General features: G+C 47.1%; 22 protein-coding genes and 2 pseudogenes. 13 read left to right on the top strand and 11 right to left on the bottom strand.

The features are described 5' to 3' along the window. Window position 1: 1 nt before the first annotated feature. Window positions 2-646: a hypothetical protein gene (locus FN782_RS09470; protein WP_185956182.1), complete on the bottom strand. Its 645-nt coding sequence runs from the start codon at window positions 644-646 to the stop codon at window positions 2-4. Between the two features lie 207 nt (window positions 647-853). After that, window positions 854-1,603: a YheC/YheD family protein gene (locus FN782_RS09475; protein WP_142505542.1), complete on the bottom strand. Its 750-nt coding sequence runs from the start codon at window positions 1,601-1,603 to the stop codon at window positions 854-856. A 273-nt stretch (window positions 1,604-1,876) separates the two neighbouring features. On the opposite strand from FN782_RS09475, the gene yycF reads away from it, so the two are divergent. The 9 genes and pseudogenes from yycF (at window position 1,877) to rlmH (ending at window position 9,394) form a co-directional block, all read left to right on the top strand. Then, window positions 1,877-2,587: a response regulator YycF gene (gene yycF / locus FN782_RS09480; RefSeq protein ID WP_142505543.1), complete on the top strand. Its 711-nt coding sequence runs from the start codon at window positions 1,877-1,879 to the stop codon at window positions 2,585-2,587. 194 nt (window positions 2,588-2,781) lie between these two features. Further along, window positions 2,782-3,882, top strand: a pseudogene (locus FN782_RS17490) (histidine kinase dimerization/phospho-acceptor domain-containing protein); the annotation flags it as partial. Window positions 3,883-4,047: 165 nt separating this feature from the next. Then, a pseudogene (locus FN782_RS17495) lies at window positions 4,048-4,395 on the top strand (sensor histidine kinase); the annotation flags it as partial. Next, the gene (locus FN782_RS09490) at window positions 4,392-5,789 is read left to right on the top strand and encodes a YycH family regulatory protein (protein WP_142505545.1); all 1,398 of its coding nucleotides are present in this window, start codon (window positions 4,392-4,394) and stop codon (window positions 5,787-5,789) included. The pseudogene FN782_RS17495 and the gene FN782_RS09490, both read left to right, overlap by 4 nt. After that, the gene (gene yycI, locus FN782_RS09495) at window positions 5,759-6,511 is read left to right on the top strand and encodes a two-component system regulatory protein YycI (protein WP_142505546.1); all 753 of its coding nucleotides are present in this window, start codon (window positions 5,759-5,761) and stop codon (window positions 6,509-6,511) included. Before FN782_RS09490 ends, yycI begins: the two co-directional genes overlap by 31 nt. A 31-nt stretch (window positions 6,512-6,542) precedes the next feature. Continuing rightward, a complete protein-coding gene (locus FN782_RS09500; protein ID WP_142505547.1) occupies window positions 6,543-7,352 on the top strand; it encodes an MBL fold metallo-hydrolase in 810 nt (269 codons plus the stop codon). Between the two features lie 111 nt (window positions 7,353-7,463). Next, window positions 7,464-8,642, top strand: a complete 1,179-nt coding sequence (locus tag FN782_RS09505; RefSeq protein WP_246064907.1) for a S1C family serine protease — start codon at window positions 7,464-7,466, stop codon at window positions 8,640-8,642. A 76-nt stretch (window positions 8,643-8,718) separates the two neighbouring features. Further along, window positions 8,719-8,898, top strand: a complete 180-nt coding sequence (locus FN782_RS09510) for a CxxH/CxxC protein (RefSeq protein WP_142505597.1) — start codon at window positions 8,719-8,721, stop codon at window positions 8,896-8,898. 16 nt (window positions 8,899-8,914) lie between these two features. Beyond that, a complete protein-coding gene (gene rlmH / locus FN782_RS09515) occupies window positions 8,915-9,394 on the top strand; it encodes a 23S rRNA (pseudouridine(1915)-N(3))-methyltransferase RlmH (protein WP_142505549.1) in 480 nt (159 codons plus the stop codon). Window positions 9,395-9,472: 78 nt separating this feature from the next. Here rlmH and FN782_RS09520 read toward each other — a convergent pair whose 3' ends face one another. After that, window positions 9,473-10,759 (bottom strand): adenylosuccinate synthase, encoded by a 1,287-nt coding sequence (locus FN782_RS09520; protein WP_142505550.1) that lies wholly within the window; start codon window positions 10,757-10,759, stop codon window positions 9,473-9,475. A gap of 239 nt (window positions 10,760-10,998) precedes the next feature. Between FN782_RS09520 and FN782_RS09525 the strand changes: the two genes are divergently transcribed. The 4 genes from FN782_RS09525 to FN782_RS09540 are packed head-to-tail and all read left to right on the top strand — an operon-like array spanning window position 10,999 to window position 14,576. Next, entirely contained in the window at window positions 10,999-11,760 is a 762-nt protein-coding gene (locus FN782_RS09525) for a DeoR/GlpR family DNA-binding transcription regulator (protein ID WP_142505551.1), read from the top strand. 18 nt (window positions 11,761-11,778) lie between these two features. Continuing rightward, a complete protein-coding gene (pfkB, locus tag FN782_RS09530) occupies window positions 11,779-12,711 on the top strand; it encodes a 1-phosphofructokinase (RefSeq protein ID WP_142505552.1) in 933 nt (310 codons plus the stop codon). Window positions 12,712-12,739: 28 nt separating this feature from the next. Further along, window positions 12,740-14,143 carry a PTS fructose transporter subunit IIC gene (locus FN782_RS09535; protein ID WP_142505553.1) on the top strand — a complete coding sequence of 468 codons (1,404 nt, stop codon included), beginning with the start codon at window positions 12,740-12,742 and terminating at the stop codon, window positions 14,141-14,143. After that, window positions 14,130-14,576 carry a PTS sugar transporter subunit IIA gene (locus tag FN782_RS09540; protein WP_142505554.1) on the top strand — a complete coding sequence of 149 codons (447 nt, stop codon included), beginning with the start codon at window positions 14,130-14,132 and terminating at the stop codon, window positions 14,574-14,576. Before FN782_RS09535 ends, FN782_RS09540 begins: the two co-directional genes overlap by 14 nt. Before the next feature lie 133 nt (window positions 14,577-14,709). Here FN782_RS09540 and dnaB read toward each other — a convergent pair whose 3' ends face one another. The 8 genes from dnaB to rpsF all read right to left on the bottom strand — a co-directional run bounded on the left by dnaB (window position 14,710) and on the right by rpsF (window position 21,104). Continuing rightward, window positions 14,710-16,047, bottom strand: coding sequence for a replicative DNA helicase (gene dnaB, locus FN782_RS09545; protein ID WP_142505555.1), 1,338 nt, complete (start codon window positions 16,045-16,047; stop codon window positions 14,710-14,712). Between the two features lie 73 nt (window positions 16,048-16,120). Next, a complete protein-coding gene (rplI, locus tag FN782_RS09550; protein ID WP_142505556.1) occupies window positions 16,121-16,567 on the bottom strand; it encodes a 50S ribosomal protein L9 in 447 nt (148 codons plus the stop codon). Then, window positions 16,564-18,519 carry a DHH family phosphoesterase gene (locus tag FN782_RS09555; protein ID WP_142505557.1) on the bottom strand — a complete coding sequence of 652 codons (1,956 nt, stop codon included), beginning with the start codon at window positions 18,517-18,519 and terminating at the stop codon, window positions 16,564-16,566. Before FN782_RS09555 ends, rplI begins: the two co-directional genes overlap by 4 nt. Window positions 18,520-18,674: 155 nt before the next feature. Continuing rightward, a complete protein-coding gene (locus FN782_RS09560; RefSeq protein ID WP_185956183.1) occupies window positions 18,675-19,586 on the bottom strand; it encodes a DUF2232 domain-containing protein in 912 nt (303 codons plus the stop codon). A gap of 7 nt (window positions 19,587-19,593) precedes the next feature. Further along, window positions 19,594-19,905 carry a MazG-like family protein gene (locus tag FN782_RS09565; protein ID WP_142505559.1) on the bottom strand — a complete coding sequence of 104 codons (312 nt, stop codon included), beginning with the start codon at window positions 19,903-19,905 and terminating at the stop codon, window positions 19,594-19,596. Window positions 19,906-20,038: 133 nt separating this feature from the next. After that, window positions 20,039-20,266 carry a 30S ribosomal protein S18 gene (gene rpsR, locus FN782_RS09570; protein WP_142505560.1) on the bottom strand — a complete coding sequence of 76 codons (228 nt, stop codon included), beginning with the start codon at window positions 20,264-20,266 and terminating at the stop codon, window positions 20,039-20,041. A 38-nt stretch (window positions 20,267-20,304) separates the two neighbouring features. Next, window positions 20,305-20,766: a single-stranded DNA-binding protein gene (gene ssb, locus FN782_RS09575; protein WP_142505561.1), complete on the bottom strand. Its 462-nt coding sequence runs from the start codon at window positions 20,764-20,766 to the stop codon at window positions 20,305-20,307. A 44-nt stretch (window positions 20,767-20,810) separates the two neighbouring features. Next, a complete protein-coding gene (gene rpsF / locus FN782_RS09580) occupies window positions 20,811-21,104 on the bottom strand; it encodes a 30S ribosomal protein S6 (protein WP_142505562.1) in 294 nt (97 codons plus the stop codon). Between the last annotated feature and the right edge of the window lie 12 nt (window positions 21,105-21,116).

A 21,116-nucleotide genomic window follows, 5' to 3' on the forward strand; every position in this document is an offset into this window, starting at 1 on the left:
CTTATCTTAGACCATGTCCCCAGTGAGCAAATTCTTCCCGAACATATTCCTGCTTTCCCGTATCCTTTTTCACGGAAGGATTTCCAGGCTCTACCGATACCCTTTCCGGCACTTTCTTGGGTACGTATTCCCCGTCTCTGGGAGGGGAATAACTCGCATGGTTTTCCCGTGCCATCATTTCCGGATGGGATGCTTCCTCCCGCCACGGATAAACAGGTTGTCTTCCCCCGGACTCGTACATCCGCCCACCATGATATCCATTCCAATGCCTGCGGTGACGCTGTCTTGCAAGAGGGGTGCGTTCATGCTCCTCCAATAAGGTATGTAAAATCGTATCTTTTAAGATACTTTTGATCTCTTCGCTTCGATAGCCATTGTCTACGCTATCCACCCATTTGAAAACCGGTCCGTCTTCCTCGGTAAATGTAACGTTTCGCTGTGTGGGTGAAAGTTCCTGCATCGAGTCCAGTCGACTCCGGAACAAATCACGCTCACAAACGGTATCCAGTGGAAAATATACACCCTTCAGATAGGATTGGATACAGTATTTTACCAACAGTGGAAACTGCCCACGAGGCAGAATATCATACCAGTTGCGAAGAAAACGGTCCTTTTTACCCAAGTACACTCCCACAGTAATCGCCATTGTTACGACCCCTTTCATATGGTAATCAAACTGGAAACCGACTAAAAATTCCCTCCTACACAACAGAAAAGCGCAAAAAGAAGCAACAAATTTTTTTCTCTGGTTCCTATGACTAATTCTTCTTTTGAAAAATATATTATCAATAGCTTGTATTTTTAGTCAACAGAATATTTTGTCGAATTTGCACAAGTTCTACCGATTTGTTATTTATCTCCGCAGTTGACGATGAAATTTTAAGATATTTTGATAAAGAATTGGCTTACCGATCTTACGAAACATTTGAAAATGAGGACGGGTGTTCACTTCCAATATCCATATTTTCCCTCTTTGGTCCAGTGCAACATCAATACCCAGCTCTTTTATTCCAGGAAAACGGGATTCCAGTACATTTGCCGTCAAAAGTGACACTTTTTCCAGTTCCTGAACCAACCCTTGGGGTGCAGGTGATCCTTCAGACTCCATCATGTGTAAAATACGCTCCAACCGAAAGGGACGTCCTCCTTTGCAATGATTGGTCACAAACCGACCGTGGGCTGCCACTTTCGCGACCATTCCACTGACAATCCATCGTCCTTTCGGTTTCTGCATCATGATTCGAATATCAAAAGGGCGTCCCTGTACGGAAGCCAGATGGATTCCCTCCTGTACCAAATAGTTGCGGTATGGTAAGAGAAGCTTTTCCACTGTTGGATATAAATCTTGTTTACTGACGATACGAACCGATCGACGAAAAGCAAGCTCCCATTTCCCGTTTACCCTGCGAATTCGGATGATTCCAGCCCCTCCTCCTCCTTTGTCCGGTTTAATAAATAAAAGAGGATATCGGCTTGCCCAGTAGTCAAGAGCTTCTTTACTGAACCATGAAGTGCGGGGAAGGTAGGGGCGAAGGAGAGGATGTTGTTCCATCACCTTATTTTTCAGCGCTTTACTCGCAATCTGACGATAATTGCGTACCAATGAGGGTCTCTCCTTCCGTTTCAGAGCATTGTCCGGTCCATATAGTTTATTCCCATCCTCCCTCACAGGAAAGGGACTTTCCGCCCAAATTTGCAAAGTGTTAAAATGAAAGGGGAATGAAAAATGATTTGTCCATAATGCAGGATTGTGGGAAAATGTTTACAAAATCATTGGTAATTTCATTTTCATGGTCACGATCCGTTTTTTCATTGATAAATGCCATTCACTCAATCGGTGTAAAAACCGGATGGATGGAAATGGGGTGCATTCTTAATGACAGCAAAAGTTCTCGTCGTAGAAGATGAAAAGCCTATTGCAGATATTTTGCAGTTTAATCTGGGAAAAGAAGGCTATGATGTCACATGCGTATATGATGGAGAAGAAGCCATCAAACGGGTGATGGAAAGCCCGCCGGATTTAATCCTGCTGGATCTGATGCTTCCAGGTGCGGACGGAATCGAAGTTTGTCGCCAGGTGCGTCAAAAATACCAGATGCCAATTATTATGCTGACAGCGAAAGACTCTGAAATTGATAAGGTATTGGGTCTTGAAATTGGAGCTGACGATTATGTAACGAAACCCTTCAGCAACCGGGAGCTTCTAGCACGGATCAAGGCAAACCTGCGTCGCTCCCAAAGCAGCGGAGAACCTTCCGAGACCCCTTCCAACCAAATTAAAGTGGGGGACTTGTCCATTGACCAGGGTTCCTATATCGTCTCAAAAAACGACACCCCCCTGGATCTAACCCACCGTGAATTTGAACTTCTTCTTTATATGGCCAAACACGTCAACCAGGTTCTCACCAGGGAACACCTTTTACAATCCGTATGGGGGTACGACTATTTTGGCGACGTCCGCACCGTGGATGTCACCATTCGACGTCTTCGCGAAAAAATCGAACACGATCCCAGTCATCCGCAATATATTATCACTCGTCGAGGAATCGGGTACACCATGCGGAATCCCGGCAGTGAGAGTCAATGAATCCTGTAAAATGGTTTAAAGTCTTTAACAGTGTCCAATGGAAGATGGTGATTATTTACGTCCTCCTTCTTTTGATCGCCATGCAACTGATCGGCGTTTATTTTTTCCAGAAATTGGAGGATACCTTTTACGCCAGTTTCGAAAATGATTTAAAGAAACAAGCGAAGACTCTGCAAGAGGTTGTCAAATACAATATGGCACCGGGAACGGAATCTGATAAACAAAAAAGGGAAATTGACGAGATTTTAGAAAAATTCCCTTTAGATAAAAGCAATACCGTACAGATTATAGACCATGAAAGTATTGTCATCGCGACCACAAACAGCGAAAACTCCCGGAAAGGTCAAAAGAACATCCGTGTGAACAACGTGCTTCAGGGAAATAAAGAGTCGATCACCGAGGTGATTCAAAAAGCCGGAAACCGATATATGCTGTATACTTATCCGATTAAACACGACGGAGAGATTATCGGTGCGATTCACATGGAAGCCCCTATGCAGGAAATGTACCGAACCATTCGTGATATCAACAAAATCCTGATAAAGGTCACCGTGGCTTCCATGGTGGGAGCTTCTTTTTTAATGATCATTTTGGCGCGAACCATCACAAATCCCATCAAAGAGATTACAGAGCAAGCCACCATCATGGCAGAGGGAAATTTTGACCGAAAGGTAACAGTCAAAAGTGATGACGAAATCGGAAAACTCGCCTCCTCTTTTAATCATTTGGCCCAACACCTTCGCAATGCCCTTTCCCAGAATGAAGCGGAAAAGGGACGGTTACAATCGGTTTTAACCAATATGAGCGATGGAGTGATCGCCACGGACCGAAAAGGACGGGTCATTGTATTCAACCGTCGGGCTGAAGAGATGTTGAACAAAACCATCCACCACAAAGAAGATATCAACGACATTCTACCCCGGAGCCATCCCATCATCCTCCCTTTGACAGAGGAACGGGAAACCTTTGTAGAACTGGATCTTGAGGATGATGCATTCACCATTATAAAGATCACATTTACTCCGGTTCTTCGCGCCAGTCGGGAAACCATCGGATTGATTCTGGTATTGCAGGATGTGACGGAGGAGGAAAAGCTGGATCGACAGCGGAAGGAGTTTGTTGCCAATGTCTCCCATGAATTGCGAACCCCTTTGACCACCATCAAAAGCTATCTGGAAGCGCTGGACGAAGGTGGAGCCATGGAAGAGCCGGAATTGGCTTCCCGCTTTCTCCAGGTCACTCGTCAGGAAGCGGAACGTATGACCCGTCTCATCCATGATCTATTGCAACTTTCCCGTTTGGATGCCAAAAATGTTCAATTTCATAAACAAGCCCTGCAACCGAAAGAGATTTTGCAAAATGCCGGTGATCGGTTTGCTTTCCAATGTCGTCAGAAGGGAATCCGTTTCCAATTATCCATCGAGGACAATCTATCACGTATTTATGCAGATCGGGACCAAATTCATCAATTATTGGACAACCTTTTGTCCAACGCAGTCAAGTATACCCCCGAAGGAGGATGCGTCACCCTTTCGGCCCAGCAAAAACGGGATGGATTCGTGGAAGTGGCTGTGTCCGACACAGGGATTGGCATTCCCAAAAAGGATCTGGAACGTATTTTTGAGCGCTTTTACCGGGTGGACAAGGCCCGCTCCCGGCTGATGGGCGGCACAGGTCTCGGCCTTTCCATTGCGAAGGAAATCGCTGAGGCTCATGGAGGTTCGATTCATATGGAAAGTGAATTGGAAAAAGGGACCACCGTTCGCTTCACTCTTCCTTCTTGCGAACCGGAGGTGAATCAACCATGATCGAGCATATGAAGTCTCTGGCCTTGGTCTTTCTGGTGACAGCAAGTATCATCCAGACACTACTGCTGTGGTACAGTTCTCCTTCCTATCAGGACAATCGAATCACTGCCTTTGAGGACATCCCTCAAATCGGGCATAAGGATTTCAAAAAGCATGAAATCCACGAATTGGCTGCACCACCGGAAATTCTTGTTCACTCCAAAGGAAAACATCAACGCATTCTTCCAAGTGAGGCACATCAAACGCTGGTGGAAAAACTGCATCATGCCCAATTGGAGAACCTGAATGAAATCACGCCTTCTTCTGCGCGTTGGGAAAGATTGATCAATAAAGAATCAGGGCTGGAATTCCGTTTTCACCATGAACTTCCAACAGGAGTGATTAAGGGATTTTTCAAAGGAAAAGAAACCATACCGGAGGAAATTGAAAACATTAATCGGATTTGGGTCTTTGGAGAAGGAGACCAAAACCGGGTTACCATCTGGCTGATTTCAGACAGAACACAGACAGTCACCCAGGCAACTGCGCTGATTCAAGACTACAAATCCCTGCTGAACTCGGCAAAACAAGCGGGCAGCACAGCTTTGCTCCCCTTCTACAAAGGGGAAAAACCCGGATTGAAGAAAGAGGATATAACAGAAGAAACGATTCCCCGGATCACGTATCTGCCCAAAAAACGGTTAAAAGTCCCTCATCTCACTTATAAACTGGAGCAGATCAAAGTGGAACATATGAAAATGATCCTGTTTCGAAACCCCAATTATGTAAAAAAAACAGAGCTGTCGGATCAAAGTTTCATTTACACGGAACTGGAATCATTGCGCAATCTCCGGTATGACGAAAAGAAAAAAAACATGATCTACAAAAATACGGGCACGGAGTCGGAAACCAGTCTTCCGCATGTAAAGGAATTAAATACAATCAATGCCTTTATGGACCGACATAATGGCTGGACTGGAAACTACCTGTTGCAATCTGTGGAACAGGATAAAAACAACAATCTGAATAACTACCGGTTTCAACTTTATGTGGAAGGAATGCCGGTATTTGGTCCCGACAATTTGCCAGGATTTGATACCATCCGGCTAGTTGCCTCACAGAGAGTTACAGAATATGAACGATCACTCTTTTTTTCTCCTTCCCGTTCAGAGATTAAGAAACCGGATTATTTACCATCCGCCGAGGAAGTCTTTGATTCGTTGAAGAAACAAAACCTCAATCTGTCAGATATTCAACAGATCTACCCTGGTTATCAGGCGGCAACGGAAAAAAAACAATTGAAACTGAAGCCCGTCTGGGTGGTCATCTTTGATAACGAAAAACAGGGATTCCTTGAAATTTCCGACACAGGGAGGGGCACTCAATGGACTGGAGCAAAGCCAAATCCCTCTTGATCATCGCCTTTCTTGCTGTAAATATTTTTCTGGCCAGCCAACTGATCAAGGCCAAAGGTGAACAAACCCAGAATCAAGAAGTTTCTCAAGTGACGCAATTGCAGTTGGAGGAATTGATCGCAGACAGGAACATTCGCATTCCCGATAATCTCCCCCAAAAAGCATTTCCTGTCACTTATTTGGAAGCAGAACCTACGAAACCTGAATCGCTCCTGGAACAAAGTGACCAGTGGGAACCTGTCGAGGAAGGGAGGTACCGTATTCGGTTTCAACCGCCGCTGGCAACGGGAAAAGAGCTGGAGAGCATCCTTGAACGCTATGTTCCGGACTTTCAGACATACAGAGAATGGCGCAGACCCAACCCGGATGAAAAGGTGTATTATCAACATCTCGATCACCGACCCATCTTTGATGATCGTTTGATCGTGCGACTTGAAAATGGAAACATCAAGGAACTGGAGCTATTGCCTGTAGATGTACGTGTGGATCAAGACAACAAGACCCAAACGGGCTTATCGGCCCAAGACGCTTTGGTGAAACTTGTGGAAACCGGAAGGATCAAAAAAGGTTCCACTGTAACAGATGTCACGCTGGGCTACCATGGCCAATTTTATGAAGGGGAATCCCGGTTTCTTTTTCCCGTATGGAGAATTCAAACCGAAGAGTTAACATTTTATGTGAATGCTTTAACTTCAGAAATTGAAACCATTTCCCTGGATTAGCAAAAATCTTAGAAAGAAGAGGAAGAGCCGGATGAAGTACAGTATTTTGGCGAGTGGCAGCACCGGAAATGCCCTCTATGTAGAGGCTGGTGCCACACGAATCCTGGTGGATGCCGGTTTAAGCGGAAAGCGCTTGGAGAAACTCCTTACCACTATTGGGGTGGACCCTTCCACATTGTCCAGTATTTTGGTAACCCATGAACACAGTGATCATGTGAAAGGATTGGGCGTATTTGCACGACGCTATCAGTTGCCTGTATACATGAATGAAGCCACCTGGGCCAATCTTCCTTCCGCAGTGGGTGAAATTCCCTTGAAGCAACAGCATGTATTTGCGACATCCTCCTGTCTGGAATTAGCAGACCTTGTGGTGGAATCGTTCCCCATATCCCATGATGCAGCAGAACCCATGAGTTTTTGTTTTCACCACCAAGGAGCCCGTCTTGGATTGGTAACCGACACAGGCTACATCAATGCCCGAATTGTAGAGAAGGTAAAAGGGTGTGACGCTCTTGTTTTTGAGGCCAATCATGATGTCAATATGCTGCGAATGGGAGCCTATCCCTGGAATGTCAAACGGAGGATTTTGAGTGATGTGGGCCATCTTTCCAATGAAGATGCGGGGGAAGCACTCCTGGACATTCTTCAGGGGCGCGGTGAGGACATCTATCTTGCCCATCTCAGTCAAGATAACAATCTTACAGAACTGGCCCAATTAACGGTAAAAAATGTCCTTGAAGAACAAGGGATTGAAGTGGGAGGGGATCTCCAATTGCGGGAAACCCACCCTGACCGGCCCACACCCCTGGTTACGATTGAGCGAAAGCGGCAACTCCTTTAAAACTGAAACAAACCCTTAACTTTCAGACAGGCTGTGGAACTAGTATAATATGGTTGTGACAATCGCATAATGTGAAAAGCTATCTTAACGAGAATAAGGAGGCTTGATGCCGTGGGTTATTATGATCGCTCGGACTCTGTGCGCCGCGGCATAATCATCTTTTTGACCGCAGTTTTTTCAGCTGTCATCGGCGGCCTTCTGGTCCTTACCCTCTCCCCAGCCTTGGTAAAAGTCGGGTTGTTACCCCAACAATACTTTGCAGGAGGAACAAACGATCAGAAGGAATCGAACGAAACGGTTAATGTAGATGTAAACAATGATATTACGCAAGCGGTAAAGAAAGCGCGTCCGGCCGTTGTCGGAGTCGTCAACCTGCAAAAAAGCGGAGATCCTTTCAGTCAAGAACCTGTGGAAAGCGGGACCGGTTCCGGTGTAATCTTCCAGAAAAAAGGTGGCAAGGCTCTGGTTGTAACCAACCATCATGTGATTGAGGGAGCCAATCAGATCGGTGTCGTCATCCCCGACAAGAATGGTGGTAAATCCGTCGAAGCGAAGTTGCTTGGAAGTGACCCCCCCACCGATTTGGCTGTTTTGGAGATCCCTTCAAAATATGTGAAACGTGTAGCTACATTTGGCAACTCGGATAAAATCAAAGCTGGAGAACCGGCCATTGCCATTGGAAACCCACTTGGGCTGGAATTCTCCCAATCGGTTACCGCCGGAGTGATCAGCTCCCCCCATCGACAAATCCAAATTGCAGAAAACCTGGAGATGGATGTGATTCAGACCGACGCCGCCATTAACCCCGGAAACAGTGGTGGGGCCTTGGTCAACGCCACAGGGCAATTGATTGGGATCAACAGTCTTAAAATCGCCAAACAAGGGGTTGAAGGTTTAGGGTTTGCCATACCGGTCAATGATGCGAAACCGATTATCAATGATCTGATCCGCTATGGTGAAGTGCGTCGGCCGTTCCTGGGAGTGGAAGGGCTAAAAGATGTGGAGTCCGTCCACCCACGTGTCCGGTCCGATGAATTGGGCCTTCCCGATGCCATCGATGAAGGGGTCATCATTCTGGGAACCATTACTGGCAGTGGTGCGGACAAAGGCGGGTTAAGCCGCCTGGATGTCATTGTTCAACTGGATGGGAAAAAGATTCGCAACGGCTCCCAACTCCGATCCTATCTGTGGAAGAACAAAAAGGTTGGCGATGAAATGAAAGTGACATTCTATCGTGACGGTGAGAAAAAGACAACAACTGTCACATTGACAGAAACTCCATCCAGCTGAATTTCAACTGGTTTCTTCCGCCCCGCACTGCGGGGCGGATTGCTTGTTTCCATTCACAATCTCTGAGGTGAAAACAATGACAACGTCCAATGTTTGGTATGCATGCAACGAACACATCGAGATCGTTTTGGATGAAATTGTGGATCAACAAAACCGTGCCCCTGAACTTCTACCCATTGAGCCGGAAGAAAAGAACCAGGGCTTCACCTGTTACTGGTGTGACAACCCTCCTGTCTACCAGCTCAAGCTGGATTGAAAGAAGGTGAAGACAGATGCAGATTCAATTGCTAGCCGTAGGAAAATTAAAGGAAAAGTATTTGCGGACAGGAGTAAACGATTATCTCCAACGCATTTCTTCCTATGCCAAAATCCAAATCTCTGAAATTGCGGAAGAAAAGGGTCAAGAGCCGCTGAGTGAAGCGGAAATCGCACAGATTAAAAACGAGGAAGGTAAACGGATGCTCCGTCACCTTTCACCGGATGTGTATGTCATCGCTCTGGTCATCCAAGGAAAGCACCTGTCATCAGAAGCTCTGGCTGAACATCTGGATCAACTCGCCACCTATGGGAAAAGCCGCATCGCTTTTGCAATTGGCGGCTCCTACGGTCTATCCGATTCAGTCATCCAACGCGCCGACCTGACGCTTTCCTTTTCCAAAATGACCTTTCCCCATCAACTGATGCGCATCATCCTGTTGGAACAGATCTACCGTTCATTTAAGATAAACCGCGGTGAATCGTATCATAAATAAGGAAACTTCTAATAAAAAAAGCGCCAAGAATGGCGCTTGGAGCAAACGGACTTCATCCCTATATCTCTTTCCATAAGATTATGCATATGCCGGGCGTACCTGGATCGTCTGTTCACGACCGGGTCCAACGGAGAACAGGGTCAAGGGGATTCCGGTCAGGTGTGTAATCCGCTCTACATAATGCTGGGCGGACATGGGGAGATCGGAGAGACTTTGGGCTCCCGTAATGTCTTCATTCCAACCGGGAAGTTCTTCATAGACCGGTTCACATTCCTTCAAGACGTCCAGATTGGCTGGATAGTTTTCCAGCAATTGACCGTTGTAGCGATATGCCTTGCATATTTTTACGGTCGGAAGTCCTGTCAGGACATCCAAAGAATTGAGGGAAAGACCGGTAATACCACTCACTCGACGGGCGTGGCGAACCACTACACTGTCAAACCATCCTACACGACGTGGCCGGCCGGTCGTGGTCCCATACTCTCTCCCGACTTCCCGAATTTGCTCACCGATCTCATCATGAAGTTCTGTTGGGAATGGACCATCTCCGACCCGTGTTGTATAGGCTTTTGCGACCCCGATCACCTGATGGATCTTGGTGGGCCCCACTCCAGAGCCAATGCAGACTCCCCCGGCCACCGGGTTGGAAGAGGTGACAAACGGATACGTTCCCTGATCGATGTCCAGCATCACACCTTGCGCTCCTTCAAAGAGGACCCGATACCCCTGATCAATCGCATCATTGAGCACAACCGAAGTATCTGTTACATAAGGTCGAAGTTGATCGGCCACTTCTCTGTAGGGCTCAAAAATCTCCTCAAATGTAAACCCTTCCGTCTCATACAGCCTCTCCAATATTCGGTTTTTCTCTTCCAGATTCTTCTTCAATTTCTCCGCAAAGAGATCCTGATCCAGCAAATCCGATACACGAATACCGATCCGAGCCGCTTTATCCATATAGGCCGGACCGATTCCCTTGCCGGTAGTTCCGATTTTCCCCTTCCCTTTTCGAGCCTCCTCCACCTTGTCCAAACGAATGTGGTAAGGCATGATGACATGGGCCCGATCGGAAATACGGAGGTTTTGTGTGGAAACCCCTTGCTCCCATAAATATTGCAATTCCTTCAGCATCGCTTCCGGATGAAGAACCATTCCATTTCCCAGTACACATATTTTCTCAGGATAAAAGATCCCTGAAGGGATTAAGTGCAATTTGTAACGCTTTCCACCAAATTCAATGGTATGACCCGCATTGTTTCCCCCTTGATACCGGGAAACCACTTCTGCTGTTTCCGCAAGAAAGTCCGTGATCTTTCCTTTCCCTTCATCGCCCCATTGGGTTCCGACAACGACTACCGTTGACATCGTTGATTCCTCCTTCACTTGGGCACCGGCTTCCGATGTAAATCCTTTTTCAGTGTACCGAGAAAAAGTAGGAGTGTCAACGGAAAATACGAACAAAAACAACAATATCAAATATAATATTCGTTTTTAGTATGATACTCCCCGGAATCGCTAAAATTCACCAAATGAAAGCGCTTGAAAAAATCATAATCAATCATATATAATCAAAATAAATCAAATTCAAAAAGGAAGAAGCAATGATGTTTGCTGAAGAGAGACGTAGGCGGATTCTCAACTATATTAATGAGCACAGTCGTGCTTCCGTGACAGAATTAACCTCGGTATTTCATGTTTCTGAAGCCACCGTCCGCCGGGATTTAAAGGAACTGGAAGAGGAAGGCTTACTGCATCGGACCCATGGAGGAGCCTTGGCATTTCAATCGGTCAGCTTTGAACCTACCTTTTCCGAAAAACGGGTGCATCATGCAGAGGAAAAACAACGAATCGCAGCAAAAGCGCTGGAGTGGATTCATGAAGAAGATACCATCCTTCTGGATTCGGGTACAACGACGTATCAGCTGGCACAACGGATCTCCTCTCTTCGCTCCTTGACAGTCGTAACAAACTCTTATCAGATCCTTCGTGAATTGGAACATACAGAATCGCTGGAGCTGGTAAGTACCGGGGGGGTGGTGCGTAGAAGTACCCAGTCGCTGGTTGGACCCATTGCCGAAAAGACGCTGGAGATGATCAAAGTGGACAAAGTCTTTCTGGGAACCAATGCACTCGACCTGGAAGCCGGGCTCACAACCCCCAATCTCTATGAAGCCCAGGTGAAAAAAGCCATGGTTCAGGCCGCCAGCCAAGTGATTTTATTGTGTGACTCCAGCAAAATCAACCAAACCTCTTTTGCCAAAGTCGTCTCCTTATCCGATGTGGATGTCTGGATTACGGATGAAGAAGCACCGGACGATGTGGTACAACAAGTTAGCGATGCAGGTGTGGAAGTCATATTGGTATAGGTGGTGGAGAGAAACGAAATGGGGAAAATTGTAACCGTCACATTAAATCCGGCCATTGATAAAACCGTAACATTACCTCGATTGGAACCTGGATGTGTCAATCGTATTCATCAGGTTCGAACCGATCCGGGTGGCAAGGGAATCAATGTTGCTCGTGCCTTGCATCAGTGGGGTGCTGATGTCACAGCTACCGGATTTAACGGTGGATGGACAGGCAAATGGTTGGAGAGTTACTTGCAACAGGAGGGAATCACCCATCATCTTGTTCCATTACCCGGAGATACCCGGATGAATTGGAAATTGATGGAAACAGAAACCGATCGGGTAACGGATATCAATGAACCAGGGTTTCGAGTGACAGAGAAAGCGTTGATATTACTGGAGATTCAGTTGTCTGAGGTATTGGAAGGAGCGAAAGCCGTTGTTTTTGCCGGCAGTTTGCCTGACGGGGTTTCCGAGGATGTGTATCAGCGACTGATTGATCTCGCACAAAAGAAACAGGTTCCCGTCTTTGTGGACACCGAAGGGGTACCCTTTCAAAAGTGTATGGAACAAGCTCCTTTTGCTGTCAAACCCAATATGGATGAGGTTTCCAAATGGATGGGTTTCAAGATTGAAAAGGAAGAAGATATCCGAAGAGCCGGTCATTGTTTATTGGATAAAGGCGTAAAAGTGGCTGTCATTTCGATGGGAGAACAGGGCGCCTGGTTTTTTATGAAAGAGCAACAATTTCGAACCGTTCCCGTTTCCATTCATCATGCTCACCCTGTTGGTGCGGGTGACGCCATGGTCGCTGGGTTGCTTTATGGGATGTCTTCCGGGTGGAACTGGAAAAAGACAGCTCGTTTTGCCACAGCGGCGGGAACCGTTGCTGCTTCTTATCCTGGAACACAGTTTGGATCACTGGAGGAAGTGGAAGCGGTTGCACCACAGGTGCAATTGATTGAATAAGAAACATGAAGACATGGGAGGGAGATCAATGAAAAAGCTGTTGGCCGTTACGGGTTGCCCGACAGGCATTGCTCACACATTTATGGCAGCGGAATCATTACAGCAAGCTGCCAAGGCAAAAGACGTTTCCATCAAGGTGGAGACCCGAGGAGCTTCCGGTGTGGAAAACCGGATCACAGACGAGGATCTTCAGGAAGCTCACGCCGTCATCATTTGTTCCGATGTGGATGCAGAAGAAGAGCGCTTTCATCAACTTCCCATCGTCCGGGCCTCTCTGAGTGAAGCAATCAAAAACGCTCAGCAAGTACTGGACGAGGCCTTACAAAAAGAGCCTGCGGAGAAAATGGAAAAACAAGCACCACCTTCAACAGGTTCTGATCGTTCAAAAGGACAGCAAAACCGCATTTACAAGCATCTGATGAACGGTGTTTCCTTTATGATCCCGCTGGTGGTGGCAGGCGGACTGATCATTGCTCTTTCCTTCGCCTTTGGCGGGATCCATGGTGCAGAACAGGAAGGGAGTTTGGCCGCCGGTCTTATGAAAATCGGTGCTGAAGGGGCATTTGCTTTGATGGTTCCGATTCTGGCCGGATATATCGCTTTTTCCATCGCAGATAAGGCTGGTTTGACTCCAGGGTTGGTCGGTGGTATGTTAGCTTCCAATCTGGGGGCCGGTTTCTTGGGAGGAATTGTGGCCGGATTTTTGGCAGGTTATATTGCAAAAGGGGTAAAAGACTATCTTCCCCTGCCAAAAAGTATGGAAAAACTGAAACCCGTATTAATCATTCCCCTGCTGGGCACATTAGCCGTTGGCCTATTAATGGTTTTTGTCGTCGGTACACCTGTCAAAGCATTGATGGATAGCCTGACCGCTTGGCTGAAATCCATGGGATCGGGCAATGCTGCCGTACTCGGTTTAATCTTGGGAGCCATGATGTCGTTTGATATGGGAGGACCGATCAACAAAGCGGCCTATACTTTTAGCGTCGGGTTGTTGGAAAGTGGCATTCACGGCCCCATGGCAGCAACAATGGCTGCTGGAATGGTCCCCCCGTTGGCTCTGTGGCTGGCCACTCTTTGGGCTCGCCGCAAGTTTACAGAAGAGGAGCGGGAAGCAGGGAAAGCTGCCGGTATTCTTGGGCTGTCTTTTATCACGGAGGGAGCCATTCCATTTGCAGCAGCAGACCCCCTGCGCGTCATTCCTTCATTGGTGGCGGGATCAGCCGTAACCGGTGGTCTTGCGATGATGTTGGATGTTACCTTGCGTGCTCCCCACGGAGGCGTGTTTGTTCTCCCCATTCCTCATGCGGTGGGAAATGTCGGCGGTTTTGTACTCGCATTGGTCGCCGGAGTATTGATCTCCGCAATACTGGTCACCTTGCTGAAACGAAATGTGCTCAATCAGGAGGAGAAAACGGATGAAACTGCATGAAATGATTCAAAAAAATTGGATACAATTGGACCGATCCGCACAATCCCGTGAAGAGGTTTTGCAACAATTGGCGGAACGGCTGGAAGCAGACGGGGTATTGACAGATAAAAACGCTTATTTGGAAGCGGTTCGTGCAAGGGAAGAACAGGGAAGCACGGCCATCGGGTTTGATGTTTCCATCCCCCATGGAAAATCAGAGGGTGTGGCCCATTCAGCGGTTGCCTTTGCCCGGCTTCCACAACCGATCGATTGGTCCGGTTCAGGGGACATGACCCGTTTGGTCTTTCTGATCGCCGTTCCCAAAGAACAGGAAGGGACAGAACATCTGCAAATTCTGGCCGCACTATCCCGTAAACTGATGCACGCGGGATTTCGTGAAGAACTGAAAGGAGCAGCGACTCCGGAGGATGTTTTACATGTGTTAGAGGGGTAAAGAAACCGCTAATCACCTTTACGGACCTTTTCGGGTCCGTTTTTTCTATCCGTATTCTGAAAGAATCGCCCTGCTCATCGCGTTAGCACAGGTCAAAAAAATAACACCACTTGTTGCCGTAAAAGTGGTGTCTTTATGATTCATGACGCATATCCAGACTGAGAAATTTATTGTAGTTTTTCAGGAAAAGAAGTTCCACTTTTCCAATCGGGCCATTCCGGTGTTTGGCGAGGATCACTTCAATGATGTTTTTCTTCTCCGAATCCTCATTATAGTAATCATCCCGATACAAAAAGGAAACAATATCCGCGTCCTGTTCAATGGAACCGGACTCCCGAAGGTCCGACAACATCGGCCGTTTATCCTGACGCTGTTCCACTGCACGGGATAACTGGGACAGAGCAATCACTGGCACATTTAATTCACGGGCCAACAGTTTCAAAGAACGGGAGATTTCAGAGATCTCTTGCTGCCGACTGTCCCGTCCCCGACCCTCAATCAATTGAAGATAGTCAATTAAAACCATACCCAAACCATGTTCCGCCTGAAGCCGCCGAAGTTTGGAACGGATTTCAAAAACGCTGATCCCCGGCGTGTCATCGATGAAAATGGGAGCCTCCGACAGATTGCTGATGGCCATAGTCAGCTTCTCCCAATCCTCATCTTCCAATCTCCCGGAACGAAATACCTGGGCATCGATATTCCCCTCTGCGGCCAACATCCGTTGGACCAACTGCGGAGCCGACATTTCCAGATTAAAAATGGCTACAGGTAGCCCGGCCCGAACCGCCACATTTTGTGCCACATTCAAGCTAAACGCCGTCTTTCCCATACTGGGGCGGGCAGCCAGAATAATCAAATCCGATTTTTGAAATCCGGAGGTCATTCGATCCAGGTCGGTATATCCTGATGGTACCCCGGTTAATTTTCCCTGATTGTAATGAAGATTTTCGATTCGCTCAAACGTTTCCATCAAAATATCCCGGATGGGGGTAAATCCTTTTCGAATCCTTCGCTGGGAAATATCCAAAATCTTTTTCTCTGCGGAATCAATCACCTGAACCACTTCATCGTTTCCGGAATAACCGGACGTTGCAATTTCAGTGGCCGTTCGGATCAGACGGCGCAAGATCGCTTTTTCTTCAACAATTCTAGAATAATAATCAACGTTGGCAGCTGTGGGCACAGATTCAGCCAACTCCGTCAAATAGGTAACCCCACCGATTTCCTCCAATAACTTCTGATCGGAAAGTTTCGATGTAAGCGTCACTAAATCAATGGGCTCACCTTGTTCAGACAAATCGATGATCACTTCAAAAAGACGTTGATGGGCCTGACGATAGAAGTCCTCCGGCCGAAGGCGCTCTGTTACTGTAACCAAAACGGAGGGCTCAATCAGAATCGCTCCCAGAACCGCCCGTTCCGCTTCCTGATTGTGAGGGGGCATCCGGTCTGCAAACAGTTCACTCATTTTCCACCATCCTCCATCCAGAAGCATAAAAAAAGCGCTTCACCCTTTGGGAAGCGCTTTTTAACGCCCATGTCTACTTCTCCCGAACGTGCACCGAAAGAGTGGCAGTCACTTTCGGATGGATCTTGATGGGGACTTTCGTTACACCAAGGGTGCGAATCGGTTCATTCAGTTGTATTTTCTTTTTATCCACTTTTAAGCCATGCACTTCTTTCAGTTGTTGGCTGATCTGTTTGGACGTAATGGAGCCGAACAAGCGGCCACCCTCTCCTGATTTTGCTTCAAGAGACAAATCCACTTCTTCAAGCTTTTCCGCCAGCTTCCGGGCTTCGGCCAACTCCTTTTTCTGCTGCTCTTCTTCCCGCCGCTTCTGGTTTTTCAAAGCATTCAAATTGCCCGATGAAGCTTCAACCGCAAGTCCTTTGGGCAACAGAAAGTTGCGTGCGTAACCCTCTGCGACTTCTGCTACTTCCCCTTTTTTTCCTTTTCCTTTGACATCCTGTTGAAAAATTACCTTCATTCGGTGTCGCCCCCCTCCTCGAAGTTCTCTCTCAGCACTTCCAATAAGCGTTGGCGGGCTTCTTGTGGAGTTCCTTCCTCAAACTGCACAGCGGCATTTGTAAGGTGCCCTCCACCTCCAAGAGCTTCCATAATCAATTGGACACTGATCTCCCCTTGGGAACGGGCACTGATCGCCACTTTCCCATCTTCTCTCAGACCAATTACAAAAGAAGCGCTGATGCCCTTCATATTTAACAATGTATCAGCTGCCTGAGCAATAACCAATTGGTCATACCGTTCCTCTTCTTCCCCGACAGCCACCGCAACTTTATCGTATACCACTTCGGTATCTTTGACAATCTCTGCCCGTTTTACAAACCGATTGAAATCTTCTTTCAGCAACGTTTGCACCATTGCCAGATCTGCTCCATGCCTTCTTAAAAAGGAAGCCGCTTCAAACGTTCTGGAACCGGAACGAAAAGCAAAACTCTTGGTATCCACAACGATACCTGCCAACAGCGCTGTCGCTTCAAGGTTGTCGATCGATAACTGCTCCTGATACTCAAGCAGTTCTGTAACCAGCTCACAAGTGGAAGAAGCATACGGTTCCAAGTACACCAGTACCGGATCTTTGACAAACTCTTCCCCGCGGCGGTGATGATCAATCACCACAACACGGTTACATTTTTCTACTAAGCGGGGCTCAATGGTCATCGACGGTTTATGCGTATCCACCAGAACCAAGAGGGTGTTTTCACCCATCTGCTGAAGCGCCCGCTCCGGGGAGATAAATGCTCCATCCAACACTTCATGCTCAGCGATCACTTCCATCAACGCTTCAATCGAAGGATTGGAATCTTTGATGATAATCGATCCTTTCCGGTCTGCCATTCGAACCGCTCGCAATACCCCGATCGCAGCTCCAACAGCATCCATATCCGGTTGATCATGCCCCATAATCAATACTTGATCACTGTCACGAATCAAGTTGGACAAAGCATGTGAAATCACTCTGGCCCGAACCCTGGTTCTTTTTTCAATGGCATTCGTCTTGCCACCAAAAAAGAGAACCCGTTCACCGTCCTGAACGGCAGCTTGATCTCCGCCACGGGCTAATGCAATATCCAAGGAAGCTTCTGCCGCATGCGCCTGCTCCACGGTGGAAGTACGAAGAGCCGCCAAACCGATACTCAATGTGATTGGAATTTTGTTCTGACGAGTCATATCCCGTACTACATCCAAAATATCGAAGCGGTTTTGGATCAATTCATCCAAGGATTCCCGACGGAGTACCATAAAGAACTTATCCGAGTCAAACTGTCGGAGACTGATATCATGTTCTTGCGCCCAGCGGGTAATCGCACCCAGGACATTGGATAAAAGCTGTGTTCGTTCCTGTTCATCAAGACCCGTTCCGGCTTCATCATAGTTATCCAAATGGAGATACCCTATAATGGTCTGTTCTTGGTTATATTGCTTCTCCAACTCTTTTAAACGAGTGATATCCCGAAAAAAATAAAGTCGTTCCTTTCGGTGGTGGATCACTTCAAAAAAACGTTTTCCCATCTGCAATTTGCGAATGGTGCCCTCTTCCGTTTCAAGATCGGGAAAGACTTCAGACATCGGAGATCCAATGAGGGAATCCCGTCCTGTCATCTCTTTCACAAAGGGGTTGTGCCACTCCATCCGCCCCTTCCGATCATAGAGCACCATGCCTACAGGCATCTGATCAAGAGCAATCTGGCTCGCTCCTTTCGTACGATGGGAAAGGGTTAAAACATATTCGGTAAAGTCCTTCCGAAAAGACTGCTCTGCTCGATATAGTATATATCCCAGTCCAATAAAAACAACGAGACTGAACAACGCAAAAGGCCAATTATATGCAGCCAGAATGGAAATCAGGACCAAACTGAAACACATGGCAAAAACCATATGGTATCCGTGCCATCGTTTGGTTAAAAAATTCGGCATGAAGACAACCCCTTACACCCGGAGCCGGATAAAAAAGCATGTTGCCCGGTACCCCTCTGAGGATGAAAGTGTTGATAACAACATCTTAAAGGCAGATATGTGAAATCACAATAAAAAACGATCTGTAACCCGCACGACAAGGGCTGGAATCAACATTATTCTTCCCCCTGGAACCGGGATCGAATTCTGGTTCCAGTATCTAAGATCCCCAAAAAATGGACAACCATGGTTGCAAATGGAATAAAAATGGTAAGTGCGATCACAGAGATCATCCATCCTCTTCCACGATTATATCGCTTCAGAAGTAGAGAAATGAAAGAAAACCCCTGGATCAGAAAAAAAACAAACAGGATCACCACAATATTGCTGAGAGCCAACACTTGATGGTTGTCGTTCATACCGAAGATCAAAAAGACGAGCAGAACAAAAAAATAGAAGTAAAAAAAGGAGCGTGGTAAATGCCATTTTCGAAAGGGAGGTAAATATTTCTTGGGGAATCCCTGCTTAACAAGCCAACGACGCCCGACAATCAGATTAAGAAGCGGAACCGGTGCAATCATCAGTAGCAACATACCTGGAACGACAGTCATCATAGACGACCATTCAGGTAAGGGTTCATTCAAACCATAAGCTTGAAAGATCTCCTGGTTCCGTTCCCATTCCTGTTGAAATAATGCACTCATCTGGTCTGTAATATCAAGAAACAGCACCATCACCGTCAACAGCAAAAGCGATCCTGCCCAAACGGCAGTTAAACCACCCAATACCACATCTGTACCTGTACTGCTGTCCTCGCGATATAATCCTCCCATTATCATCCCTGTAGCTGCTACCAGGAAAATGACCATTACATTTAGAGGCTGGCCGGTTAACACCCATAGCAACAATGCTCCAAGACCCATAGGGAAAAGAGCAGAAAGCCAACCATTTTTAGAGGTATGCAGGAAAAAGGGTAGAGGGAGAAACCAAACAGTCAAAAGAGAAAGAGGCGTAATCAAGGAAAAGGTGATGAGCAGGAACAGGAGGACGGTTATAATCCCGTCGCGAATATCTGATATCCGGAACAAATCCAGCTCACCTCTTGCTTATATATTCATCCAAATGGGACAGATCGCCATACCAATCCTCCAACTGATGTCGCTCCCTTGTCGCTTCCCTCAGCTTCCTCGTCACCGCTTGATCCACTTCCCTGAATGAAAGACCTACACGACGAGCAAGTACATATGTGGCCACGACCAAGCTGGCAAGACTGTCTGCGATCAACGATTGATTGGCGGTATGCAAACCTTTGAACAGATTTGCAATCTGATCCAGGATTTCTGTCTTTAACCACTCTATCACTTTCATGCTTTTTGCAATGTGTACGCTCCGTTCCGGCCTGCTCATGTTTCCGCACTCCCTTTAATTGCTTGGACTTAGGAGGTACTTTCAACAGCTGTCTGTCAATTTCCTCCTTTTCCCTGACAAGAGGCGGAAACCGGCTATAAAAAAAAGGGGCACTCGCCCCTTCCCTGCTGGCTCAGTCCGTGGAATAAGGAAGCAGAGCCATCTGCCGGGCCCGTTTAATTGCCCGAGTCAATTGCCGTTGATATTTGGATGAAGTTCCCGTCACCCGGCGGGGGAGAATCTTACCCCGTTCGCTGATAAACTTGCGGAGCAGATCCACATCCTTATAGTCAATATAATCAATCTTGTTCACTGTAAAGTAACAGACTTTCCGACGCTTGTTGCCACGACGGCGGGCCATAAGAAGACCTCCTTTCCTAAAGACTTGATCACTATCAATCAAAAGGGCAGATCATCATCGGAAATATCAATCGGTTTTCCGTCATCTGCAAAAGGATCGTTGGAGGGGCCCCGATCTTTCTTTTCAAAGCCACTGTAATTGTCGTAACCTTGGTTGAAATCGGAACCTCCGGACCCGGAACCTCCGCGGTCCAGGAAACGGACTTGTTCCCCAACCACTTCAGAGACACGAATCCGACGCCCTTCATTATTCTCATAACTGCGCACTTGCAGGCGTCCATCAACAGCCACAAGCCGTCCCTTTTTCATATAGTTGGCCACGGTTTCAGCCAGTTGTCGCCAAACCACCACGTCGATAAAATCGGCTTCCCTTTCCCCCTGCTGGTTTGTAAAAGGACGATCCACCGCCAGACGAAAACTGGTGACAGCAACACCATTGGGGGTATAGCGAAGCTCAGGATCCCACGTTAGCCGGCCGATTAAAACCACCCGATTTAACACCGGTTACCCCTCCTAACAGCCGAATCTGAATCCGAGATGTGCCCTTACTTTTTATCATCAATGTTGATAACCATGTGACGAATGACTTCATCATTCAGCTTCAGTTGGCGTTCCAATTCGTTTACCATATCATGGTTCCCATTCATGGTAATCACAGTATAGACACCTTCACGATAGTCTTCGATCGGATAGGCCAAACGACGCTTTCCAAAATGACTCAGTTCAACAACTTCCCCGCCGTTTTGCGAAATGATGCCTTTCACCTTTTCGCGGTTGGCATTCAGTTTCTCTTCATCCAACTCCGGACGGGTAATGTACATCAACTCATATTTGTTCATGGTCTTTTACAC

The sequence above is a fragment of the Melghirimyces algeriensis genome, from assembly GCF_900182565.1.
Taxonomy (GTDB): Bacteria; Bacillota; Bacilli; order Thermoactinomycetales; family DSM-45169; genus Melghirimyces; species Melghirimyces algeriensis.

Excerpts from the sequence above, each read along its gene's own strand:
- FN782_RS09470 (WP_185956182.1), bottom strand. The coding sequence starts at position 646 with ATGGCGATTACTGTGGGAGTGTACTTGGGTAAAAAGGACCGTTTTCTT.
- yycF (WP_142505543.1), top strand. The coding sequence starts at position 1,877 with ATGACAGCAAAAGTTCTCGTCGTAGAAGATGAAAAGCCTATTGCAGAT.
- FN782_RS09490 (WP_142505545.1), top strand. The coding sequence starts at position 4,392 with ATGATCGAGCATATGAAGTCTCTGGCCTTGGTCTTTCTGGTGACAGCA.
- yycI (WP_142505546.1), top strand. The coding sequence starts at position 5,759 with ATGGACTGGAGCAAAGCCAAATCCCTCTTGATCATCGCCTTTCTTGCT.
- FN782_RS09500 (WP_142505547.1), top strand. The coding sequence starts at position 6,543 with ATGAAGTACAGTATTTTGGCGAGTGGCAGCACCGGAAATGCCCTCTAT.
- FN782_RS09510 (WP_142505597.1), top strand. The coding sequence starts at position 8,719 with ATGACAACGTCCAATGTTTGGTATGCATGCAACGAACACATCGAGATC.
- rlmH (WP_142505549.1), top strand. The coding sequence starts at position 8,915 with ATGCAGATTCAATTGCTAGCCGTAGGAAAATTAAAGGAAAAGTATTTG.
- FN782_RS09520 (WP_142505550.1), bottom strand. The coding sequence starts at position 10,759 with ATGTCAACGGTAGTCGTTGTCGGAACCCAATGGGGCGATGAAGGGAAA.
- FN782_RS09525 (WP_142505551.1), top strand. The coding sequence starts at position 10,999 with ATGTTTGCTGAAGAGAGACGTAGGCGGATTCTCAACTATATTAATGAG.
- pfkB (WP_142505552.1), top strand. The coding sequence starts at position 11,779 with ATGGGGAAAATTGTAACCGTCACATTAAATCCGGCCATTGATAAAACC.
- FN782_RS09535 (WP_142505553.1), top strand. The coding sequence starts at position 12,740 with ATGAAAAAGCTGTTGGCCGTTACGGGTTGCCCGACAGGCATTGCTCAC.
- FN782_RS09540 (WP_142505554.1), top strand. The coding sequence starts at position 14,130 with ATGAAACTGCATGAAATGATTCAAAAAAATTGGATACAATTGGACCGA.
- dnaB (WP_142505555.1), bottom strand. The coding sequence starts at position 16,047 with ATGAGTGAACTGTTTGCAGACCGGATGCCCCCTCACAATCAGGAAGCG.
- rplI (WP_142505556.1), bottom strand. The coding sequence starts at position 16,567 with ATGAAGGTAATTTTTCAACAGGATGTCAAAGGAAAAGGAAAAAAAGGG.
- FN782_RS09555 (WP_142505557.1), bottom strand. The coding sequence starts at position 18,519 with ATGCCGAATTTTTTAACCAAACGATGGCACGGATACCATATGGTTTTT.
- FN782_RS09565 (WP_142505559.1), bottom strand. The coding sequence starts at position 19,905 with ATGAGCAGGCCGGAACGGAGCGTACACATTGCAAAAAGCATGAAAGTG.
- rpsR (WP_142505560.1), bottom strand. The coding sequence starts at position 20,266 with ATGGCCCGCCGTCGTGGCAACAAGCGTCGGAAAGTCTGTTACTTTACA.
- rpsF (WP_142505562.1), bottom strand. The coding sequence starts at position 21,104 with ATGAACAAATATGAGTTGATGTACATTACCCGTCCGGAGTTGGATGAA.